Raw genomic sequence first — 23,307 nt, forward strand, 5'->3', positions numbered from 1 at the left:
AGACCCTGTGGTGAGTGAATAAATCCCCTCACCACAGAGGTGATGTTCAGCTGCCTCGTGTATACAAGATTTTTGCACCTTTAGCATGCATTCACGCCCTGTTCGTGGGCGCTTGGCAGCTTTTTGCTTGCCTTGAACCTGGCCGCACACCGCGGTTTGTCTCATGTTCAATCCCTATGGCACGCATTCTGCGTGGAGCTTCGTATACAAACCATGCCGGCTCCCGTGCGCAGTATGGTGAACAGTTTATTCGGGGGCCCGGTTTCATAAAAAAGGAGCCCCGCAATGTCCGAGCAATTGCCCACCGGCTACAGCCCCCGTCTCTATAACGCGGACCTGGGCCCGCTGCCGCAGAAATGGAATTGGTACAACATCTTCGCGTTCTGGATGAGCGATGTGCACAGCGTCGGCGGCTACGTTTTCGCCGCCAGCCTGTTCGCGTTGGGCCTGGCCAGCTGGCAGGTGCTTATCGCCTTGCTGGGCGGGATCTGTATCGTGCAGTTGATCGCCAATCTGGTAGCCCGGCCGAGCCAACAGGCGGCGGTGCCGTATCCGGTGATCTGTCGTTTGGCGTTCGGCGTGTTCGGCGCGAACATTCCTGCCGTCATCCGCGGGTTGATCGCGGTGGCGTGGTACGGCATCCAGACCTATCTGGCCTCCAGCGCCCTGATCATCGTGGTGCTGCGGTTCTTTCCGTCGATGGAAGTCTACGCAACGCCGCATTTTGCCGGTCTATCCTACCTCGGTTGGTTCGGTTTCCTCAGCCTGTGGTGCGTTCAGGCCCTGGTATTCTGGGCCGGGATGGAGTCGATCCGGCGTTTCATCGACTGGGCCGGGCCAGTGGTCTACGCGGTGATGTTCCTGCTGGCCGGCTGGATCGTCTGGAAGGCCGGTTGGAGCAACATCAGTTTCACCCTGGCGGAAAAGTCCTTGTCCGGCTGGCAGGCGTTCGGCCAGGTAATCGTCGCGACGGCCCTGGTGGTGTCGTACTTTTCTGGCCCAACCCTGAACTTCGGTGATTTCAGCCGCTATTGCCGGAGCATGTCTGACGTGCGCCGAGGCAACTTCTGGGGCCTGCCGGTGAATTTCCTGGCCTTCTCGCTGGTGACCGTAGTGATCGTTTCCGGCACCTTGCCGGTGTTCGGTGAAATGCTCCATGACCCGATCGCTACCGTGGCGCGCATCGACAACGATGTGGCGGTCCTGCTGGGGGCCTTCGCCTTCGTGACGGCCACCATCGGTATCAATATCGTGGCCAACTTCGTGTCCCCGGCCTTTGACTTCGCCAACGTCGCGCCCAGCAAGGTCAGCTGGCGCGCCGGCGGCATGATCGCGGCGGTGGCATCGGTCTTCATCACGCCCTGGAACTTGTTCAACAACCCTGAAGTGATCCACTACACCCTGGACGTGCTGGCGGCGTTCATCGGGCCGCTGTTCGGCATCCTGCTGGTGGATTACTACCTGATCAAGAAACAGCAGATCGATGTGGATGCGCTGTTCAACGACGGGCCGAGCGGGCGCTATTACTACAGCGGTGGCATCAACTGGACGGCGGTCAAGGCCTTGATCCCTGCGACGCTGATGGGCGTGGCGATTACCTTCACCCCGATGTTGCAGCCGATGGCCAACTTCGCCTGGTTCACCGGTTGCTTCCTGGGGGGCGTGTTGTATTTCGCCCTGGCCCGGCGCGAGCTGAGCACGCATCTGAAACCTTCGTTCAGCGCCGCCGGGCAAGCCTGATCAACGCAGGGCGTTCTGGGTGCAGTGCACTCGGGCGGCCTGGCTGGCGGGCCGTAGCAACAGTGCTCCGGCCAGCACCAGGCTGCTGCCGGCGATGATCAGCGCCGGCTGCAGGCCACCGCTGAAATGACTGCTCAACGCCGCCAGCAACGGCCCGCTGAGTTGGCCCATGGCAAAACAGGCGGTCAACAGACCGGCGTTGCGTTGGGTGGCATGGGGCGCCAGTTCCCGGGAGCGCAACATCACCAGTTGCATGCAGGCCAGGAACGGCGTGCCGCACAGGATCACTCCCAACGCCAGCCCCGGTCCGCTGCCCAACAGGCAGGCAAACACACCGGCAGCCTGCAGCCACAAGGTACCGATCAACCAGCGGCCGGTGGTGTTTGGCGCGGGCCGGCGCAGGCTCACCAACAACACACCGATAGCGGCGGCGAGGCCGAAGCAGGGCCAGAACAGATCGGCTTGCCATTGCCCTTGGAACCGTGCCGAGGCCATTTGCGACAGGAACGTCGCGGGAATGATGTAACCCACGCCGTACAACGCGTACACCACGCCGAGCCGGGCGATGCCCGGGGGCGACGACGGGCTGGCCGGGGCCACGACGGTCGCGGTTGGGCTGGGTTGCGGCAGGATCGGCAGGATCACCAACAGCATGACCAGCGCCACACCGGCGTACACCAGCCACAAGGTCGCGGATGTCTGGCCCAACAGGTTGGAGCCCAGGGCCAGCAAGCCGGTAAGGAAGATTCCCAGGCCCGGCCCGGCGAACACCAGCGCGCCAAGCCGTGGTCGTCCCGCCGCGGCTGCCAGGGGTTGGCTCAGCGCGGTGATCATCACCAGCGCCCAGGCACTGGCGACACCGGTGCCAAAACGCAGCGCCAGGTGCGGCCAGAATCCCCAGGCCCAGCAGGATGCCAGGGTCAGCAGCACGCACAGCCACAGCCCACCGAGTAAACGCCGCCGTACCTGCTCCGGACGACGAGCGAACATCGCGTCCAGTGCGCCGACGAAATAACCCAGGTAGTTGGCAGCGGCAATCAGACCGGCGGCAGTCAAGTCGACCTGTCCTTCGCCGATCAAATGAGGTAACTGGGGCGTAAGGGCGAAGCGGCCGATGCCCATGGCCATCATCAGGGCAATGAAGCTGGCGAGCAGGCGGATAAAGGGCGACATGGTCGTTCTCCGGTATCGAGGCGAATGACCGTCAGGCTAGGATCGATTGACTTTCAATAAAATTGAATAATAGTGAGTAACTTGTTCTTTTTTGGAGAATGTCATGGAGTTCAGCCAATTGCGGATCTTCCAGGCCGTGGCCGAGGAGGGCTCCATCACTCGGGCTGCCGAGCGCATGCATCGGGTGCCGTCGAATCTATCGACCCGGCTCAGGCAGTTGGAAGAGCAATTGGGGGTGGATCTGTTCCGGCGCGAGCGGCAGCGTTTACAGCTATCACCCGCAGGAAAAGTCCTGCTGGACTATGCGAACAAGCTGTTTGCCTTGCATGACGAAGCCCATGCTGCCGTGCAAGGAGGGCAGCCGGCCGGGGATTTTGTCCTGGGTACGATGTACAGCACTGCGGCGATTTACCTGCCGGACCTGTTGGCCACCTACCACCGGACGTATCCGGCGGTGAACCTGCAGGTGCAATCGGGGCCCAGCGGTGAGTTGCTCGAAGGCCTGCTGACCGGCCGCCTCGATGCTGCGCTGGTGGATGGCCCGCTGGAACTGGCGGGGCTGGACGGTGTGCCGTTGTGCGATGAACGGCTGGTGCTGATCAGCGAGGCCGATCACCCGCCGGTGCGCAGTGCGCTGGATGTACAAGGCCGTTCGGTCTTCACGTTCCGACGGGGTTGCTCGTATCGGATGCGTCTGGAGGCCTGGTTTGCCCACGACCATGCGACCATGGGCAGGGCGATGGAGATCGAGTCTTACCAGGGGATGCTGGCATGCGTGATTGCCGGCTCCGGCGTGGCGCTGATGTCCGAGTCGATGCTGGCCAGCCTGCCGGGGCGCGAACAGGTGGCAGTGCACCCGCTGGCCGAGCCGTTCGCCAGCGCAACGACCTGGTTGATGTGGCGAAAAGGGATGGTCGGGGCGAACCTCAACGCCTGGATCGAACTGCAACAGCGAGCCTGGCCGCCAGTGACCAGGAGGGAGGCTCAATCGGCTTGAACTACCGGCAGCGGATTTGGATCAATCCAGTAACAGATCATTGCAATATGTGACGAGCATTGCGTAGCACATCGGACTATTATCAGTGCGAAGGGGCCACAGAAATCTGCCGCTCGCACCACCCTGAGGGGGCACCACGATGAAAGAGAAAATCCAGAACTGGCTTCATGACCTGGGTGTCGCACTCGGTTTGATCGAGCCACCCCTGCAACCGGTTCCGATCCGCACCGATGATGAGCAACGCCGCCGCCAGCCGCGTCGTCGGTAGATACATCGCCGAATCTGGAGAGATCGCAGTTCCGGACCATTTCAATTGAGATGGCCCGGAACTGCGATCTTTTTATTTCTGAAGACAGAACCTGTGGGAGCGAGCCTGCTCGCGATAGCGGTGGACCGGCATGCATTCTTGTTGAATGTACTGCCGTCATCGCGAGCAGGCTCGCTCCCACAGGGATCTCATTGTCGAGCGTTGGCGGTCAAACCGCCTTGGCCACTACCTTCGGCCGTGGCGACAACAGGCTCACCAGCACAAAGCTCACCAGCGCCACGCCCAGGCTGTAATAGATCGGCGTATTGGCATCCAGGCCGTCCTTGAACATGAAGAACAGCGCTGTCACGAAGCCCAGGGACATGCTGGTGATCGCGCCGGCGGTGGTGGCGCGTTTCCAGTAGATCGCGCCGATCAACGGGATCAGCATGCCGCCTACCAACAGGTTGTAGGCCAGGGTCAGGGCGCTGATCACGTCGCTGACCACCAGGGCGATGCCCAGCACGACCACGCCCATCAACAGCGTCGCGATGCGGTTTTCGTGGACATCGGCGCTGCCGCCTTCACGTCCCTGGCGCAGGCGTGGCAGCAGGTCCTGGACCACGGTGGTGGAGGCTGCGAGCAACCCCGCCGCCGCGGTGGACATCAGTGCCGCCAGCGCGGCGGCCACCACCAGCCCGCGGATACCGTTGGGCAGGCTCGTCTGGACGACGCTGGCAAAGGCGTTGTTGACGTTCTCCAGGTCCGGCAGCAGCACCTTGGCGGCCATGCCGATCAGGGCGCCGGCCAGGCCGTACAGCACGCAGTACAGGCCGGCGGCGGTACCGGCCACCTTCGCCACGCCTTCGCTGCGGGCGGTGAACACCCGCTGCCAGATATCCTGGCCGATGAAGATGCCGAAGAAATAGATCAGGAAGTAGGTGACGATGGTGTCCCAGCCAATGGCGGTGAAATCGAAGTAGCTGGCCGGTAGCTTGGCTACCATGGCGTCCCAGCCACCCGCATCGACGATGGACATTGGCATCAACAGGAACACCAGGCCAACGGTCATGATCAGAAATTGCACGATGTCGGTGAGGGTCAGGGACCACATGCCGCCGATGGTGGAATACAGCACCACCACGCCGCCGCCCACCAGGATCGAAGCCCAGAAGGGCAGGCCGAACAGCACCTGCATCACGGTACCGATGGCGATGGTGGACGTGGCGCCGATCATCAGTGCGTACACCAGCATGATCACCGCGCTGGCGTGCCGCGCCGCCGGATTGTAGCGACGCTCCAGCACCTGGGTGACGGTGTAGATCTTCAGCTTGAGCAACGGCTTGGCCAGGAACAGGCTCAGGCCGACGATGCCCAGGCCGATGGCGCCGCACAGCCAGAAGCCGGAAATCCCATGGACATAACCCAGGCGCACGGTACCGATGGTGGACGCGCCGCCCAATACCGTGGCGGCCATGGTGCCCAGGTAAAAGCCCGGGCCGAGGTTGCGACCGGCGACCAGATAGTCGTCACGGGTCCTGGCGCGGCGCATGCCGTACCAGCCCAGGGCGATCATGCCGGCGGCGTAAATGAGAACGACGATTAAATCCAAAGCCATGGTGGCGTGTCTCCGGTTGTATTTTTTATAAGAAAGTCGGGATGAGTCATGCCCTGGGAGCGAGGAGGTTTAGCGAAACGTCGCACCGCCCCGCTGGGCTGCGAAGCAGCCCTCCCGGAACAGTCGATTCGATCTGTCTGGTACACCGAGGTATCAGGGGGTGGGACCGCTTCGCGCTCCAGCCGGTACGAATCCCCTCGCCACAGGTTCGGGGCCCGACTCCGCGGTGTCGGGCTCCAAACCCTTGCCACGCGGATCATCCGGCCCATACACCGCCGCCGGTTCCGGAAACAGTCCCAGCAACGCCAGGTACACCACCGAGGCCAGGCCGAGGGTCACCGGCAGGCTGATGTCGATACCACCGGCCAGCTCGCCCAGGGGCCCGACGAACTGTCCAGGCAGGTTGACGAAGCACAACCCCACCAGTGCGCTGGGAATCCATGCGCCCAGGCCGCGCCAGTTCCAGCCATGGGTGAACCAGTAGCGTCCGCCGGTTTCGCCCCGGGTGAACACTTGCAGGTCATCCGGGCAGTAGAAGCCGCGGCGCACCACCAGGCCGATGATCATGATCACCATCCATGGGGTGGTGCAGGTGATGATCAGCACGGCGAAGGTGGACACGCTCTGCACCAGGTTCGCAGCGAAACGTCCGATGAAGATGAAGGCAATCGACAGCACACCGATCAGCAGCGTCGCCTTGACCCGCGACAGTACCCGCGGAAACACGCTGGACATGTCCAGCCCGGTGCCATACAGGGATGTCGTGCCGGTGGACATGCCGCCGATCACCGCGATCAGGCACACCGGCAGGAAGAACCAGCCCGGCGACACCGCCAGCAGGCCGCCCACGTAGTTGTTGGACGCGATGTAGTCCGGCGCCTTGACCGCCACGATGGTGGCGGTGGCGAGGCCGAACAGGAACGGGATCAACGTGGCAAGCTGCGCGGCGATCACTGCCAGCATGATGCGGCGCTTGGGCGTATTGCGGGGAATGTAGCGCGACCAGTCGCCCAGGAACGCGCCGAAGGAGATCGGGTTGCTCATGGCCACCAGCGCCGCGCCGATGAACGCCGCCCAGAAGCCCGCTTGGCCAAGGGCAACCGTGCCGGCGTACTGGCTGTCGAAGGTTGGGGCGAAGGCGACGATGCCCAGCAGGAACAGCAGGCTGGCCGCCCATACCGCGATGCGGTTGACCCACAGCATGAAGCGGAAGCCGTAGATGCACACTGTCAACACCAGCAGGGCGAAGAGGCCGTAGGCCAGGCCCAGGCTCAGGTCGGTTTCCGGTACGCCCACCAGGCGCTTGGCGCCGCCGATCAACGCATCCCCCGAGCTCCATACCGACAGCGAGAAAAACGCAATGGCCGTCAGCAACGACAGGAACGAACCGACGATCCGCCCGTGCACGCCAAAATGTGCGCCGGAGGAAACGGCGTTGTTGGTGCCGTTGAGCGGGCCGAACAGGCCCATCGGTGCGAGGATGATCGCGCCCAGCAACACCCCCAGCACGATGGCCCAGACCCCGGCCTGGAACGAAAGTCCGAACAACACCGGGAAGCTGCCGAGCACAGCGGTGGCGAAGGTATTGGCGCCGCCGAAGATCAGTCGAAACAGATCCCCCGGACCGGCGGTGCGTTCATGGTCCGGGATCTGCTCGACCCCGTAGGTTTCGATTTGCGTAAGGCTTTTATCGTTATTGTTATTCATGATCTGCTCCGATCATCGAGGCGCGCTCATCGGATGTGAGCGCTGCCTGTTTGGCTAAGGGGGTGGCAGCCCTTCCGGCATGGCGGATAAATGTTCGTGACAGGCCAGCCATAGGCCCTGTTGTTCTTGTACGTGTCCGTCCTGTCGGCGGAACAGGATGGTTTCGCGTTCCTGGCTAAAGTGTCGCTCCCCTTGCATGCGCAGCTCGGTGGCCACGTCATGGATAAACACCGCCACGTCTCCTTGCAGGCTGACGAAGGCGTTGCTCGAGGTGCATGAGAGCACCTCGAAGCCATCCTCGGACCGCCAGCGATCCCACAATGCCTGGTAGGCATCGCGCGACAGCAGGGGCTGTTCGAGGGTGTGGAACACGAAGCTCGCATCGGCTGTGAAGGCGCCGAAGTAAGCGTCGCGGTCATTGCGGGCGAAGGCCGCCACCAGCTGCGCGGCGGCCTCGAGCACTTGCTCCCGTTCGTTCATGGCAACCTCAGCGATGAGCCACGCCAGGCAGTACGCAGAGCATCTCGTACAGCAGGTTGGCGCCCAACAGCGAGGTGTTGCCGGTGGTGTCGTAGGGCGGCGAGACCTCCACCAGGTCACAACCCACCAGGTCGAGGCCCTGGCAACCGCGCACGATCTCGATCGCCTGGATGGTGGTCAGGCCACCGATTTCCGGAGTACCGGTACCCGGCGCCCAGGCCGGGTCGATGCCATCGATGTCGAAGCTCAGGTACACCGGGCCGCCGCCGACTTTTTCGCGGACCTCGGCCATCAGCGGTGCCAGGGAATGGTGCCAGCACTCTTCGGCCTGGACCACCCGGAAACCCTGGCGACGGCTCCAGTTGAAATCGTCGGCGGTATAGCCCTGGGCCCGCAGGCCGATCTGTACCACGCGGTCGCAATCCAGCAGGCCTTCTTCCACTGCGCGGCGGAAGGTGGTGCCGTGGGCGATTTTCTCGCCGAACATGTGGTCGTTCACATCGGCATGGGCATCGATATGGACCAGGCCGACCTTGCCGTGTTTCTTGTGGATGGCCCGCAGGATCGGCAGGGTGATGGTGTGGTCGCCGCCCAGGGTCAGGGGAATGACGTTGTGTTCGAGGATTTTGTGATAGGACTGCTCGATGATACGCACGGCATCCAGCAGATTGAACGTGTTGATCGCCACGTCGCCGATATCGGCCACCGATAGCGAATCGAACGGCGCGGCGCCGGTGGCCATGTTGTAGGGGCGGATCATCACGGATTCGGCGCGGATCTCCCGGGGCCCGAAACGGGTACCGGCGCGCAGGGAGGTGCCGATGTCCAGCGGTACACCGACGAAAGCAGCGTCCAGGCCGGCGGCGGTGGGCACGTGGGGCAGTCGCATCATGGTAGCGATGCCGCCGAAGCGCGGCATTTCGTTGCCGCCCAGTGGTTGGTGAAGAATCTTGTCCACGGCTAGGGCCTCATCGTTTGTTTTAGTTATCGGGGGCCGATTCTGCGAAAAGCGTGCGTGGGGAAAAATCGCCGGTGGCAAATACTTAGTTCAGATTTTTCTAAACTAATGCGGGGCAGGGCGATAGACTCTCGCCCAGCGCAATCCCCTCGCCACAAAGTTTGCAGTGACCCGCCTGTATGGAGACATCCGATGGCCAACGCTTTACCCGACCTGAAACTGCTGCGCATTTTTGTCAGCGTGGTCCGGCACCAGGGGTTCGCCAACGCGCAGCATGAACTCAACTTGTCCACATCGGCCATCAGCACCTACATGAGCCAGCTCGAATCGGCCCTGGGCCTGGTGCTCTGTCACCGTGGCCGGGGTGGGTTCAGCCTGACCAGCAAGGGGGAGCTGTTCCATCAGGAAACCCTGCGCCTGCTGGGTGAGCTCGAAGGTTTCGAGCAATATGCCGCCGCGCTGAAAGGCGAGTTGCGCGGCACGCTGAACCTGGGGGTGATCGACTCCACCGTCAGTGACAAGGCCCTGCCGTTCGCCGAAGCCATCGGTGCCTACAGCCAGGAACACCCGGCGGTGCACCTGCATCTGTCGGTCATGAGTCCCTACGAGCTGCAACTCGGGGTCCAGGACAATCGCCTGGACCTGGCCATCGGTGCGTTTTCCACGCGCATGAGCGGGCTGGTCTACATGCCGCTGTACCGCGAACAACACTGGTTGTACTGCAGCAGCCGTCACCCGCTGTTCAGCGAGCGGCGCATTCCCGAACAACTCATCACCCAGCAGCGCATGGTGGGGCGTGGTTACTGGAGCCAGGCAGAACTGGCCCGCCACGGCTTCAAGCACAGTGCGGCGACGGTGGAAAGCATGGAGGCGCAACTGATCCTGGTGCTGTCCGGCGCCTACATCGGTTACCTGCCCGAACACTATGCCCAGGCCTGGGTCGACAAGGGTGACCTGCGGGTGCTGTTGCCGGCCACGTTCGGCTACCAGGCACCGTTTTCGATGATCATGCGCCGTGGCCGCAGTCGCGAGCCGCTGATCCAGACATTCCGCGACCTGCTCAAGGCGCAGTTGAACCAGGCCTGAGGTGCCGATGCCCAGAATCCATTGCCCACGGTGCCAGCGGCCGCAGAGCCATTGCCTGTGCCCGTTGATCCCCAGTCTCGACAGCCGTACCCGGGTGTTGTTGTTGCAGCATCCCAGCGAAGTGAACCACGCCCTGAACACCGCGCGGCTGGCGGCGCTGGGGCTGACCAATGCCGAGCTGATGGTGGGTGAGGTGTTCGAGGATTTGCCACGGCTGCTCAATCAACCGGGTTATCAGGCGCGGCTGTTGTTTCCTGGCGACGAGGCGCTACCGTTGCAGACCTGCACCCCGTCCGATGAGCCGATCCTGCTGGTCGTCCCGGATGGCACCTGGCGCAAGGCGCGCAAGTTGCTGCACCTCAATCCGTTGCTGGCGGCGCTGCCGAGGGTGACCCTGGCCGAAGGCGGCGTGTCCCGTTATCGCCTGCGCAAGGCGCCGGGGCCGGGAGCGTTGTCGACGGTGGAGGCGATTGTCCAGGCGTTGCAGGTGCTTGAAGCACCGAACAGTTTCGAGCCGTTGCTCAGGCCGTTCGAGGCGTTGATCGAGGGGCAGATTGCGGCGATGGGGGAGGAGGTTTTCCAGCGTAACCATGTCCGAAAATAGTGGCGGTTTTTACTGGCCTCATCGCGAGCAGGCTCGCGATAGCGGTAGCCCTGTCGATGAAATCCCAGCCAGAAACTACCGCTCCCGCATCGCCTCAGTCCTGGCCTTCAGCACCGGCTTGAGCAAGTAATCCAGAACACTTTTCTCGCCGGTAATGATATCCACCGTCGCCACCATTCCCGGAATGATCAGCAGCGGCTTGGCATCCCCGCCCAAGTGGTTTTTGTCGGTACGCACCTGGATCAGGTAGAAGCTGTTGCCCTTGTCGTCGGTGATGGTGTCGGCACCGATCAGTTCGAGCCTGGCGCTCAGCCCGCCGTAGATCGTGTAGTCGTAGGCGCTGAACTTGACCATGGCTTTCTGCCCAGGGTGCAGGAAGGCCACGTCCTGCGGGCGGACCTTGGCTTCGATCAGCAGGTTGTCCTCCAGAGGCACGATTTCCACCATGTCGCTACCCGGCTGCACCACGCCGCCGATGGTGTTCACCTTGAGTTGCTTGATCACCCCATGCACCGGCGAGACCACGGTGGTTCGGGTCACGCGGTCGTCGATGGCGATGCTCGACGCGGTGATTTTCGACAGCTCGGTGCGTTTTTCGTTGAGCTCCTTGGCCGCCTCGGAACGGAAGGTCTGTTCCGATTCGTCGATCTTGCTCTTGATCTCGTTGATCGCCGATTCCGCCCGGGGAATCGCCAGGGTGGTGGCGTTGAGCGAGCCGCGGATCTCCACCGCGCTGCGCTTGAGCCGCAGGATTTCCACCGGTGAAACCGCCCCGGTGCGCACCAGCGGCGCGGACATGTTCATTTCCTCCTGCAGCAGGCTCAGGGCTGAGCTGAACTGGCTCTGCTTGGAGCGGAACTCCGCCAGCTCCTGGGTCTTCTGGCGCAGTTGTTCGGTCAGGGTCCGTTGTTCACTGGCCAGGCGCCGCTGGCGTTGTTCGTGCAGGGAGCGCTCATCCTCGGCCACTTGCGGGGCCTTGCCAGTCACCTCGGCGGACATCTGCAGCGGCCGGCCCTCGGCCTCCGCCGACAGGCGCTCGACCTGGGCCATCAAGGCATACCGGTCGGCCTCGCTTTCGCCCTTGTTCGACAGATAACGCGTGTCGTCCAGGCGCAGCAGGGTATCGCCCTTGTTCACCATCTGGCCTTCGCGCACAAAGATCTCGCTGACGATACCGCCCTCCAGGTTCTGGATCACTTGCACCTTGCTCGACGGAATCGCCTTGCCTTCACCGGTTGTGACTTCCTGCAGGACCGCAAGCCTGGCCCACACCAGCGCGGCGACGATCAGCCCGGCGGCCAGCCACACGGTAATGCGCGAACGGCGGGGCGAGTCCTGCAGCGCGGCGCCTGCGGTTTCCGACATGAACTCGCTTTCGGCGCTTTTGCTGAAACTGCCGAAGTAGCTTCGGGCGGCTGAATCCGGTGTTTGAGCAGACATGGGGCGATACCCGTCAGTGAGAGAAAATAAAGCCGAACCAAGAACCGTGAGAGCGAGCTTGTGTGGGAGCGGTATTGCGCTTAAACCGCCGCAGAGCCTACCCGTCCCTTGCGCAAGGCATCGATGACTGCGTCCTTCGGCCCATCCGCCACGATCCGTCCGTTGTCCAAGACCACCAACCGGTCCACCAGGCTCAGCATCGAAGTGCGGTGAGTGACCAGCAGCACCGTCTTGCCCTGTACATGGGTGTGAAGCTTCTGCCGCAGGACGTCTTCGCTGCTGTTGTCCATGGCGCTGGTGGGTTCGTCCAGCAGCAGGATCGGCGGGTCGAGCAACAAGGCCCGGGCCAGCAGCACGGCTTGGCGTTGGCCACCGGACAGCAACTGGCCACGTTCGCCCACCGGCCGGTCGAAGCCTTGGGGATGCTGGCGGGCCAGTTCGGTGACACCGGTCAGTTCCGCCACTTCCAGCATGCGCGCGTCGCTGACATAGCGGGCGCCGAGGGTGAGGTTGTCCCGCAGGCTGCCGGCCAGCAACGGCAGGTCATGGGCGACATAGCCGATCTGTTGGCGCAGGTCGGCGACATCCAGCTGCCGCAGGTCCAGGCCATCGAGCAACAGCTGGCCCTCCTGGGGCGCATAGAACCCCATCACCAGGCGTGCCAGGGTGCTTTTGCCCGAGCCGCTGCGCCCGATGATTGCGACCCGCTCACCGGGCTTGAGGCTGAAACTCACGTGTGCCAGCGCCGGAGTGTCCTGACCGTTGTAGTGGAACGTCACGCCGTTGACGTCCAGCGCGCCCTGCAATTGGGTGCGGTCCAGCGGTCGCTGCCCGGCTTCGCGCTCCTGGGGCAAGGCCATCAAGGCGTCGGTGCTGCGCATGGTGAGCCGGGCCTGCTGGTAGCGGGTGATCAACCCGGCGATCTGTCCCAGTGGCGCCAGCACCCGGCTGCCCAGCATGTAGGTCGCCACCAGCGCGCCGACGCTGAGGTTGCCGGCAATGATGCTGTAGACCCCGGCGACGATGGTGGTCATGCCGGCCAGCTGTTGCAGGAACAGGGTGCCGTTGGTGGCCAGGGCCGAGAGGTTGCGCGCATGGCTGTCCAGGCGGGTGAGGGCGCCATGGGTGCTTTCCCATTGATGCTGGCGCTCGCTTTCGGCGCTGCAGGCCTTGAGGGTTTCCAAACCGCCGAGGGTTTCGATCAACAAGGCCTGGCGCTGCGCGCCCAGGGCCAGGCTTTTCTGTACGGTATCGCTCAGGCGCGCCTGGATGATCATCGCGAAGACGATGGTGATCGGAAAGGCCACCACCGGAATCACCACCAGCCATCCACCCAGCAGGCCGATCACCACCAGCATCAGCAAGGCGAAGGGCAGGTCGATCAGGCTGGTCAAGGTGACGGCCGTGAGAAATTCCCGCAGGCCCTGGAAGTCGTGGATGCTCTGGGCGAATCCGCCGATGGTCACCGGCCGGGCCTTCATCGCCATGCCGGTGATGCGTTCGAACAGGGTGGCGGAAAGAATCACGTCGGTCTTCTTGCCGGCGGCGTCCAGCAGGTGGGCGCGCACGACCCGCAGCACCAGTTCGAAGCCAGTGCCGATCAACAACCCTACGGCCAGCACCCATAATGTGGAGGTCGCCTGGTTCGGCACCACGCGATCGTAGGTCTGCATGACGAACAGCGGCACCATCAGCCCCAGCAGGTTGATGAGCAGGCTCGCCAGGATCGCGTCGCTGTACAGCCAGCGGGACAACTTGAGGGTGTCGCGAAACCAGGCCTCGACCCTCGGCACCAGTGGCGCGCGCAAATCCTCGAGTTCATGTCGCGGCCGCGCGAACAGGGCCTGGCCACTGTAATCGAGGGCCAGTTCCTCGCCACTGACCCATTGTTCGCCGCCATCGGCTTCGCTGGGCAGGATCAGCGCCTGGCCATCTTCGCGCCAACGCCGCAGCACCGCACAACGGCCACCGGCCAGGATCAGCATCACCGGCAGGTTGAGGGGGGAAATCTCGGCCAGCTTGCGGCGCAGCACCCGCGCCTGCAAACCGGCCCGGGCCGCCGCGCGTGGCAGCAGGTCCGGGCTCAGCCGTTGGTGCGCCATTGGAAGCCCGGCGCTGAGGCTGGCGCGACTGACTGCCGCGCCATGGAGTTTGCAAAGGATCAGCAGACCATCCAGCAATGGGTCATCGACATTCAGGCGCGGATCGGCGCTGGGTGTTGCGGGTGCCATGCTGGTCATCGTGATCGTTCCCCCGGGACTACTTCAGTTCAGGCAGTCGCGCTTCGTTCTTGACCTCGGTCTGGGCGACGGCGTCGGCGGGCAGTACCACCCGCTGCTTGCTCAACAGCACGCCCATGTTCGCCAGCACGCGGTACATCGAGTACTCCTCGGTGTACCGGACTTCGGTGTAGCGGCGATTGGCGTTGTACAGCTCGTTCTCGCTGTCGAGCAGGTCGAGCAGGGTCCGCTGGCCCAGCCCGAACTGGTCCTGGTACGCGGCGCGTACGCGGGCGGTGGTGTCGGCGTATTCCCGGGCGGTGGGGGTCTGCTTGCGGGCATTGTTCATCGCGTTCCAGGCCAGGCGCGTGTCTTCGTTGAGCTGGCGCAGGGCGTTGTTGCGGATGTCCATGGCCTGGTTGATCTGATGGGAGTTGGAGGCCAGGCGTGCCTTGTCGCTACCGCCGCGGAACAGGTTGTAGTTCATCACCACGCCGACCCGCCAGTTGTTGTCATGGCCTTCTTCGCCACCGATGTTGTTATTGGCACCCACCGCCGCTTCGGCGTCGAAACGTGGGTAGAACGGCGACTTGGCCGACTCGTACTGGCTCTGGGCGGACTGTATGTCGGCCTGGGCCGATTTCAGGTACGGGTTGTTCTCCACCATGCTTTGCTGGGCCTGGCGCAGGTCTGCGGGGATCTCGCCCCGGGTCGAGGGGGGCGTTTCCAGCTCGTCGGGCATGCGTCCGACCACGCTGTAGAAGTTCGCCTCGGCGTCGGCCAGGTCTACCTGGGCGGTGTCGTAGTTGTTTTCCGCCAGGGCGCGGCGGGCATTGGACTGGTCGGAATCGGCGGTGCTGCCCACCCCGCGCTCGGTGCGCAGGCCGATCTGGTCGTTGACTCGCAGGTGGGCTTGCAGGTTGTTCTTGGCCAGGGTCACCAGTTCGCGGCGCTTGAGCACTTCCAGATAGACCTCGATGGTGCGCAGGGCCAGATCCTGGGCGGTGCCCTGGGCGTAATAGGCGCGGGAGTTGACCACGCCTTTGGTGCGTTCCACTTCGTTGGTGGTGTTGAAACCGTCAAAGAGCATCTGCCGCAGGCGCAACTCCGACTGTGTGTAAGTCAGGACATTGGTGTGGTGGTCGCCTTGTCCCCGAGTGCTGGGGTTGTCGCTGTAGCCCCGGCCGTAGCCGGCATTCAAATCCACCGACGGGAAAAAGCCCCCCCTGGCGACCTTGACGTCTTCATTGGCCGACAGACGGCTGTCCACTCGTTGGGCCAATTCCGGATGAGTCGCGATGGTGCTCTGGATCGCTTCGGTCAATGACATGGCCTGGGCGTGAGAAGAGCAGGCCATGGCCAGCAAAACCGCGCTGCAGAGGGGGGATAGAACGCGCATGGGGTGCATCTCCTGAGGTCTGTTGTGCTTCTGTGTCGCCAAAATTTTGACGTATTTAAGATCAAAACCGTTTCAACCTTGTAACAACACAGCTAAGAACATCCTGCGAGAAACCTAAGAAGAATTTCTCATAGCGCTTATTCCGAAAAAAACTTATGTGCTTGGAAAAAAGCGGCACATTGTGCAAAGCGAAAGCCTTTGAAAATGCGGGTTCTGACGGCTTTTAGGCGTCAATAAAAGTTCCATGGAAATTTTTGAACGACGTGGGGAAGTGGTCGAAAGAGCGGAATGAAGGGTGATGTTTTGCGACGGTTTTTTGTCATTGTGGCAAAGAGCTAGCCCTTCGGATCCTTTGAAACCTGGCAGATTTTCCAGATTTTCCGGGGGCTCATCAGGCATCGCTTCTTCACCCAGACATGCCGACCGCGGGTTGGCAACGGAGGAATGCACATGGCAGCGCTCATCGGTACCGTCAGCAAGGTAATCGGGCAGGTTTTCGCGCAAGCGACCGGGGGCCTGCGACGCCCGCTGGTGGAGGGAGATCGACTGTATGCCGGTGAGCATCTGGTGACCGGAGCCGAGGGGGCCGTGGCCGTGCAGCTTGCCAATGGCCAGGAGTTGACCCTCGGACGTGAAAGCGACCTGACCCTGACCTCGCAGTTGCTGGCCCGGCAGGCGCCTGGCGTCGAGACGCCTGAGGCCGCGGCACCGAGTGATGCGCAACTGACCGATGTGCAGAAGCTGCAACAAGCCATCGCCGCCGGTGCCGACCCGACCCAGACCGGCGAAGCCACGGCGGCCGGCCCCGGTGCTGGCAATGCCCCCGGCGGCCTTGGGGGCGGGCACAGTTTTGTGCTGCTGGAAGAGGTGGGCGGGGCGGTTGACCCGAGCATCGGATTCCCTACGGCGGGATTCAACGGGATTCCCGAATTTCCTCTGCTGCGCCTGGCGGGGGATGCGGATGACGGTGACGATGGAACCGTACCGCCAGTGACCCCCGAGACGCCTGATAACCCGGTGACCCTCGACGGGCTGACCGTGGAGGGCGGCGAGCTGACGGCAGACGAGGCCAGCCTGGCCGACGGTTCGGCCAGCAACCCGGCGGCGCTGGTGCAAAGCGGTACCTTCACCATCAACGCCCCCGACGGGTTGAGCAGCCTGAGCATCGGGGGCATCAGCGTCATCGCTGGCGGCGTACCGGCAGGTTTTCCTCAATCGATCACCACGGCACTGGGCAACACGCTGACCATCACGGGCTACAACCCCGCCACCGGTGTCGTCAGCTACAGCTACACCCTCACGGACAACGAAACCCATCCTGCCGGTGCCGGCGCCAATACCCTCACTGAACAGTTCCCGGTCGTGGCCGTGGACAACGACGGTGACAGCGCGAACGGCACCCTGGACGTCAATATCACCGACGATGTGCCCCAGGCGATCGACGACAGCCACGCCAGCACAGCGTCGGAATCGTTGGTCACCCTCACCGGCAACGTCTTGCCCAACGACCATCAGGGGGCCGATCGTATCCCCACCGGCCCCGACAGCGGGCCGATCATTGGCGGCACGTTCACCGGCACCTACGGCACCCTGGTGCTCAACCCCAATGGCACTTACACCTATACGTTGAACACCAGCGATCCGCAGTTCGTCGCGTTGCACGGCGGCGGCAGCGGTACGGAAACCTTCACCTACACCCTGACCGATGCCGACGGCGATACCAGCACCGCCAACCTGGTGCTGCAGGTCCACAACAACGACGACCCGGTGATCATCCAGGGGCTGGACACTGAAGGCGGCGAGCTGAGCGTCCGGGAACAACACCTGGCCGATGGCACCAGCCCGGATGCACCGGCCCTGACCCAGAGCGGCACGTTCACCGTGACAGCGCTGGACGGTGTGCAGAACCTGAGCGTCGGCGGCATCAACGTGGTCAGCGGTGGCGTGGCGGCCGGTTTCCCTCAATCGATTACCACGGCGCTGGGCAACACCCTGACCATCACCGGCTTCAACGCCGTCACCGGCGTGGTCAGCTACAGCTACACCTTGCTGGATAACGAGGCCCACCCGAATGCCAGCGGCGCCAACAGCCTGAGCGAGCAGTTTGCCGTGGTGGTTACCGACGACAACGGCACTACTGCCACCGGCAACCTGGACGTGAACATCGTCGATGACCTGCCTCAGGCCGTGGACGACAGCAACGCCGGTACCGCCTCGGAGACTCAACTGACCCTGAGCGGCAGCGTCCTGACCAATGACAGCCAAGGCGCCGACACCGTGGCGTCCGGCCCCATCACCCCCGGCACGTTCACCGGCACCTACGGCACCCTGGTGCTCAACCCCAATGGCACTTACACCTATACGTTGAACACCAGCGATCCGCAGTTCGTCGCGTTGCACGGCGGCGGCAGCGGCACGGAAACCTTCACCTACACCCTGACCGATGCCGACGGCGACACCAGCACCGCCAACCTGGTGCTGCAGGTCCACAACAACGACGACCCGGTGATCATCCAGGGGCTGGACACTGAAGGCGGCGAGCTGACCGTCCGGGAACAACACTTGGCCGATGGCACCAGCCCGGATGCACCGGCCCTGACCCAGAGCGGCACGTTCACCGTGACAGCGCTGGACGGTGTGCAGAACCTGAGCGTCGGTGGCATCACCGTGGTCAGCGGTGGCGTGGCGGCCGGTTTCCCTCAATCGATTACCACGGCGCTGGGCAACACCCTGACCATCACCGGCTTCAACGCCGTCACCGGCGTGGTCAGCTACAGCTACACCCTGCTGGATAACGAGGCCCACCCGAATGCCAGCGGCGCCAACAGCCTGAGCGAGCAGTTTGCCGTGGTGGTTACCGACGACAACGGCACTACTGCCACCGGCAACCTGGACGTGAACATCGTCGATGACCTGCCTCAGGCCGTGGACGACAGCAACGCCGCTACCGCCTCGGAGACCCAACTGACCCTGAGCGGCAGCGTCCTGACCAATGACAGCCAAGGCGCCGACACCGTGGCGTCCGGCCCCATCACCCCCGGCACGTTCACCGGTACCTACGGTACCCTGGTGCTCAACGCCGACGGGTCGTACACCTATACGTTGAACACCAGCGATCCGCAGTTCGTCGCGTTGCACGGCGGCGGCAGCGGTACGGAAACCTTCACCTACACCCTGACCGATGCCGACGGCGATACCAGCACCGCCAACCTGGTGCTGCAGGTCCACAACAACGACGACCCGGTGATCATCCAGGGGCTGGACACTGAAGGCGGCGAGCTGAGCGTCCGGGAACAACACCTGGCCGATGGCACCAGCCCGGATGCACCGGCCCTGACCCAGAGCGGCACGTTCACCGTGACAGCGCTGGACGGTGTGCAGAACCTGAGCGTCGGCGGCATCAACGTGGTCAGCGGTGGCGTGGCGGCCGGTTTCCCTCAATCGATTACCACGGCGCTGGGCAACACCCTGACCATCACCGGCTTCAACGCCGTCACCGGCGTGGTCAGCTACAGCTACACCCTGCTGGATAACGAGGCCCACCCGAATGCCAGCGGCGCCAACAGCCTGAGCGAGCAGTTTGCCGTGGTGGTTACCGACGACAACGGCACTACTGCCACCGGCAACCTGGACGTAAATATCGTCGATGACCTGCCCACTGCCCACGCCGACTCCGCTTCGGTGGACGAGGGAGGGACGGTCAGTGGCAACGTACTGAACAACGATGTGGGCGGTGCCGACGGCCCGGCCACCAGCGGCGCGGTGATCGGTGTCCGTGCCGGCGACGATACTTCGACCCCGGCCGTGGGCGGCCTCAATACCCAGATCAACGGCAGCTACGGTTACCTCACCCTGGATGCCAACGGCAACGCGGTCTACCACAGCTATCCGAACACGGTCAGCGCCCCTGGCGCCACCGATGTGTTCACCTACACCGTGCGCGACGCCGACGGCGATGAAAGCACCACCACCATCACCATCGACGTGCATGAAAGCTGCCTCGTCGCGACGCCGGACCAGGACATCGGCGTCCATGAAAAGGCCCTCGACCTGAACCAGGACGGCCAGGACCTGGCTCCCGGCACGGTCACCGGCAGCGACCCTGGCACCACTGGCGAAACCGCCAGCGGCAGCCTGGTGGGATCGGTCAGCGGTGCCATCGGCGCCGTGACGTTCGCCCTGGTCGGCAACGCCACTGGCGCCTACGGGCAACTGCTGCTCAACCCAGACGGTTCCTATACCTATACGCTGACATCACCGGCCACGACCACGCCCAACGCCAATGACGGCCCGAACGTCCTGAGCGAAAGCTTCACCTATCAAGCCACGGACTCCCTGGGCAACTCGGTCACCAGCACCATCGTCATCAACATCGTCGATGACATGCCCGAGGCGCATTGCGACGCCGCTTCGGTGGTGGAGGGCGGTACGATCAGCGGCAACGTACTGGACAACGACGTACTCGGCGCCGACGGCGGTACCGTCATTGGTGTGCGCGTTGGCAGCGATACTTCGTCCCCGGCGGTGGGCGGCCTCAATACCCAGATCAACGGCACCTATGGTTACCTCACCCTGGATGCCAGCGGCAACGCGGTCTATCACAGCAACCCGGACGCCGTTGGCGCACCCGGCGCCACCGATGTGTTCACCTACACCGTGCGCGACGCCGACGGCGATGAAAGCACCACCACCATCACCATCGACGTGCACAACAGTTGCCTCGTGGCCGAGCCCGATCAGGACATTACCGTCTACGAGAAAGCCCTCGACCTGAACCAGGACGGCCAGGACCTGGCCCCCGGCACGGTCACCGGCAGCGACCCCGGCACCACCGGCGAAACCGCCAGCGGCAGCCTCGTGGGATCGGTCAGCGGTGCCACTGGCGCCGTGACGTTCGTCCTGGTCGGCAATGCCACTGGCGCCTACGGCCAACTGCTGCTCAATCCGGACGGCTCCTACACCTACACGCTGACGTCCCCCGCCAGCACGACGCCCCATGCCAACGACGGTCCGAATGTCCTGAGCGAGAGCTTCACCTACCAGGCCACGGATTCCCTGGGCAACAAGGTGACCGGCAACCTGGTAGTCAGCATCGTCGATGACGTGCCTACGGCCATCGCGTCCGAGCGCTCGGTGACCGCCGTGGAAATCGATTCCAACCTGCTGATCGTGCTCGATGTGTCCGGCAGCATGGCCGATCCCTCCGGTGTGCCCGGCCTCTCGCGGCTGGACCTGGCGAAGCAGGCCATCAGCGCCTTGCTGGATAAGTACGATGACCTGGGTGATGTGAAAGTCCAACTGGTGACATTCAGCAGCAGCGCCACCGACCAGACGTCCGTGTGGGTGGACGTGGCCACCGCCAAGTCGCTCCTCAGCGGCCTGTCGGCGGACGGCGGCACCAACTACGACGCGGCGGTGGCGGCGGCCAAGACGGCGTTCGCCACCTCCGGGCAACTGACCGGGGCACAGAACATCGGTTACTTCTTTTCCGATGGCAAGCCCACCACGGGTCAGGAAACCGGTGCGGCGGACGAGGCCGCGTGGAAAGCCTTCCTCGACGCCAACGGCATCAAGAACTACGCCATCGGCCTGGGCAGCGGCGTCAGCAATGCCCATCTCGACCCACTGGCCTATGACGGCAGCGCCCACACCGACACCAACGCGGTGGTGGTCACCGATCTGAACCAGCTCGGCTCGGTGCTTTCCGGTACCGTGCAAGGGGTGCCGGTGACCGGCAATCTGCTAGGCGAGGGCGGTTCGTTCGGCGCCGACGGCGGGTTTATCAAGAGCCTGCTGGTGGATGGCACCACCTACAGCTATGACCCGACCGCCAACGGTGGGCAGGGGGCACTGGTTGCCAGCGGAGGGTCCAACCACGGCACTTTCAATAGCCTGAACAATACGTTGAGTATCGCCACCGACCACGATGGTACCCTGGTGGTCAACCTCGACACCGGTGAATACAGCTACACCTCCCAAACCACCACCGGCAGCCTGATCACCGAAACCATCGGCTATGTCGTCAGCGACAACGACGGCGACCTGGCGAGCGCCAGCCTGGTGGTCAATGTCACGCCCAACAGCCCTCCCGTGGCGATGGACGACCACATCATCACCAACCTGCTGTCAGGCAATATCGTAGTGCCGGGAGAGTTGTTGCTGGGCAACGACAGCGACGCCAACGGCGATCCGCTGACTGCGTCGCCCACCAGCTTCAATACCGGCTGGGTCGCCAGGGGAGCAGACTTCACCGGCACCGCCGGCACGCTCAGTTTCACCGGTAACAACGTGCAGTCCATCAACCTCAACCGCAGCGCTTTCGTCGCCAACACCGCGACCATGACCGCGGCGCTGGTAGTCAGTGGGGCGCTGGGGGCGGTGTCCAACAACAATGCCAACGATGAAGACCGGCTCAATATCAGCCTCAAGCAGGGCGAGACCCTCACCCTGGATCATAATCTGGCGTCCGGGCGCATCGCCCTGGAGTACTCCCTCAATGGCGGACCGTTCATTGCCATCAATGACGGTGCCTCGTTCACTGCCGCGGCGGACGGCAACTATCAGATCCACGTCACCAACATTCCCAACCCCGGCAATGGCAACGTCAATGCCTCGGAAAACTACCAGCTGACCTTGACCGTCAACTACGCCGGCGCCCAGGAGAGTACGCCGGATTACCATGGTACCTACACCGCCAGCGACAACCATGGCGGCAGCGACAGCGGGGCGGTGAGCATCAGTTACCAGGCCGGTCACACCCTGACGGGCACTGCGGGGGACGATGTGCTGATGGCCGGTGCCGGTGACGACATCCTCAACGCCGGTGACGGCAACGATATCCTCAGCGCGGGCTCGGGCAATGACACCTTGCACGGTGGTGCCGGCGACGACCTGCTCTACAGCGGCACCGGCAACGATCTGCTGGACGGTGGCACGGGTAACGACACCGCCAGCTACGCCCACGCCACGGCTGGCGTCACGGTCGACCTGGGCCTGCTGGCCGCGCAGGACACCGGCGGCGCCGGTACCGATACCCTGGGGGGGATCGAGCACCTCATCGGATCGAACTTCAACGACACCCTCAGTGGCGATGGCGCCAACAACCGCATCGACGGTGGGCTGGGCCATGACGTGCTCAATGGCGGTGGCGGCGACGACATCCTGATCGGCGGCCTGGGCAACAATACCCTCGCCGGCGGCAGCGGCGCCGACACCTTCAAATGGCTGGCGGGCAATAGCGGCCATGACGTGATCACGGACTTTACCCCGGGCGTGGACAAGCTCGACCTGTCCCAGTTGCTATTGGGCGAAAACGGCACTAGCGCTTCACTGGACGACTACCTGCATTTCAGCGTGACGGGCAGCGGCGCATCGGTCACCACCAGCATCGACGTCAGCGCCATCGCCGGCGCCGCGCCGAACCAGACCATCGACCTGGCCGGCGTCAACCTCGCCAGCCACTACGGTGTCACGCCTGGCGTGGACGGCATGATCGCCGGCGCGGACACGGCAACCATCATCAACGGGATGCTGAACGATCATTCGTTGAAGGTGGATACGGTGTAAGGTGAGTTGAAACGACGAAACCCGCCATCCCCGTGGAGGGGGATGGCGGGTTTTATATCTTCCAGCGACCTGA

At 63.5% G+C, this 23,307-nt stretch carries 14 protein-coding genes; 6 read left to right on the forward strand and 8 right to left on the reverse strand.

The window, feature by feature from the left end; translation table 11 throughout:
- Nucleotides 1-285 precede the first annotated feature (285 nt).
- On the forward strand, nucleotides 286-1,740 hold the full coding sequence (locus tag AC1M7R_RS18700; RefSeq protein ID WP_076407284.1) for an NCS1 family nucleobase:cation symporter-1: 1,455 nt from the start codon (nucleotides 286-288) through the stop codon (nucleotides 1,738-1,740).
- Here the strand turns inward: AC1M7R_RS18700 and AC1M7R_RS18705 are convergent, their stop codons facing one another.
- Entirely contained in the window at nucleotides 1,741-2,913 is a 1,173-nt protein-coding gene (locus AC1M7R_RS18705) for an MFS transporter (protein ID WP_490609814.1), read from the reverse strand.
- A gap of 103 nt (nucleotides 2,914-3,016) precedes the next feature.
- On the opposite strand from AC1M7R_RS18705, the gene ptrR reads away from it, so the two are divergent.
- Both ptrR and AC1M7R_RS18715 read left to right on the forward strand, forming a co-directional pair.
- Nucleotides 3,017-3,910 carry a putrescine utilization regulator PtrR gene (gene ptrR / locus AC1M7R_RS18710; protein WP_092182148.1) on the forward strand — a complete coding sequence of 298 codons (894 nt, stop codon included), beginning with the start codon at nucleotides 3,017-3,019 and terminating at the stop codon, nucleotides 3,908-3,910.
- Between the two features lie 139 nt (nucleotides 3,911-4,049).
- Nucleotides 4,050-4,178, forward strand: coding sequence for a PA1414 family protein (locus AC1M7R_RS18715; RefSeq protein WP_003184145.1), 129 nt, complete (start codon nucleotides 4,050-4,052; stop codon nucleotides 4,176-4,178).
- A 208-nt stretch (nucleotides 4,179-4,386) separates the two neighbouring features.
- On the opposite strand, the gene AC1M7R_RS18720 is transcribed toward AC1M7R_RS18715, so the two are convergent.
- The 4 genes from AC1M7R_RS18720 to speB all read right to left on the reverse strand — a co-directional run bounded on the left by AC1M7R_RS18720 (nucleotide 4,387) and on the right by speB (nucleotide 8,920).
- Nucleotides 4,387-5,775 (reverse strand): sodium:solute symporter family protein, encoded by a 1,389-nt coding sequence (locus AC1M7R_RS18720; protein WP_072432320.1) that lies wholly within the window; start codon nucleotides 5,773-5,775, stop codon nucleotides 4,387-4,389.
- A 153-nt stretch (nucleotides 5,776-5,928) separates the two neighbouring features.
- Nucleotides 5,929-7,485 (reverse strand): purine-cytosine permease family protein, encoded by a 1,557-nt coding sequence (locus tag AC1M7R_RS18725; protein WP_256327898.1) that lies wholly within the window; start codon nucleotides 7,483-7,485, stop codon nucleotides 5,929-5,931.
- Nucleotides 7,486-7,536: 51 nt separating this feature from the next.
- Entirely contained in the window at nucleotides 7,537-7,962 is a 426-nt protein-coding gene (locus tag AC1M7R_RS18730) for a YybH family protein (RefSeq protein WP_092182151.1), read from the reverse strand.
- Between the two features lie 7 nt (nucleotides 7,963-7,969).
- A complete protein-coding gene (gene speB / locus AC1M7R_RS18735) occupies nucleotides 7,970-8,920 on the reverse strand; it encodes an agmatinase (RefSeq protein ID WP_072399182.1) in 951 nt (316 codons plus the stop codon).
- Between the two features lie 192 nt (nucleotides 8,921-9,112).
- On the opposite strand from speB, the gene AC1M7R_RS18740 reads away from it, so the two are divergent.
- Together AC1M7R_RS18740 and AC1M7R_RS18745 are read left to right on the forward strand one after the other, a co-directional pair.
- Complete coding sequence (locus AC1M7R_RS18740) at nucleotides 9,113-10,006, forward strand: LysR family transcriptional regulator (RefSeq protein ID WP_072399184.1); 894 nt, start codon at nucleotides 9,113-9,115, stop codon at nucleotides 10,004-10,006.
- Nucleotides 10,007-10,013: 7 nt separating this feature from the next.
- Nucleotides 10,014-10,610, forward strand: a complete 597-nt coding sequence (locus AC1M7R_RS18745) for a tRNA-uridine aminocarboxypropyltransferase (protein ID WP_072432317.1) — start codon at nucleotides 10,014-10,016, stop codon at nucleotides 10,608-10,610.
- 75 nt (nucleotides 10,611-10,685) lie between these two features.
- Here AC1M7R_RS18745 and AC1M7R_RS18750 read toward each other — a convergent pair whose 3' ends face one another.
- The 3 genes from AC1M7R_RS18750 to AC1M7R_RS18760 form a co-directional block, all read right to left on the reverse strand.
- Nucleotides 10,686-12,050 (reverse strand): HlyD family type I secretion periplasmic adaptor subunit, encoded by a 1,365-nt coding sequence (locus tag AC1M7R_RS18750; protein ID WP_490609815.1) that lies wholly within the window; start codon nucleotides 12,048-12,050, stop codon nucleotides 10,686-10,688.
- A gap of 80 nt (nucleotides 12,051-12,130) precedes the next feature.
- Entirely contained in the window at nucleotides 12,131-14,290 is a 2,160-nt protein-coding gene (locus AC1M7R_RS18755) for a type I secretion system permease/ATPase (RefSeq protein ID WP_072399190.1), read from the reverse strand.
- Nucleotides 14,291-14,309: 19 nt separating this feature from the next.
- A complete protein-coding gene (locus AC1M7R_RS18760; protein WP_053154814.1) occupies nucleotides 14,310-15,668 on the reverse strand; it encodes a TolC family outer membrane protein in 1,359 nt (452 codons plus the stop codon).
- A 450-nt stretch (nucleotides 15,669-16,118) separates the two neighbouring features.
- On the opposite strand from AC1M7R_RS18760, the gene AC1M7R_RS18765 reads away from it, so the two are divergent.
- The gene (locus tag AC1M7R_RS18765) at nucleotides 16,119-23,234 is read left to right on the forward strand and encodes a retention module-containing protein (protein ID WP_490609816.1); all 7,116 of its coding nucleotides are present in this window, start codon (nucleotides 16,119-16,121) and stop codon (nucleotides 23,232-23,234) included.
- Nucleotides 23,235-23,307: the final 73 nt, after the last annotated feature.

Source organism: Pseudomonas sp. MS01C9, from assembly GCF_058202755.1.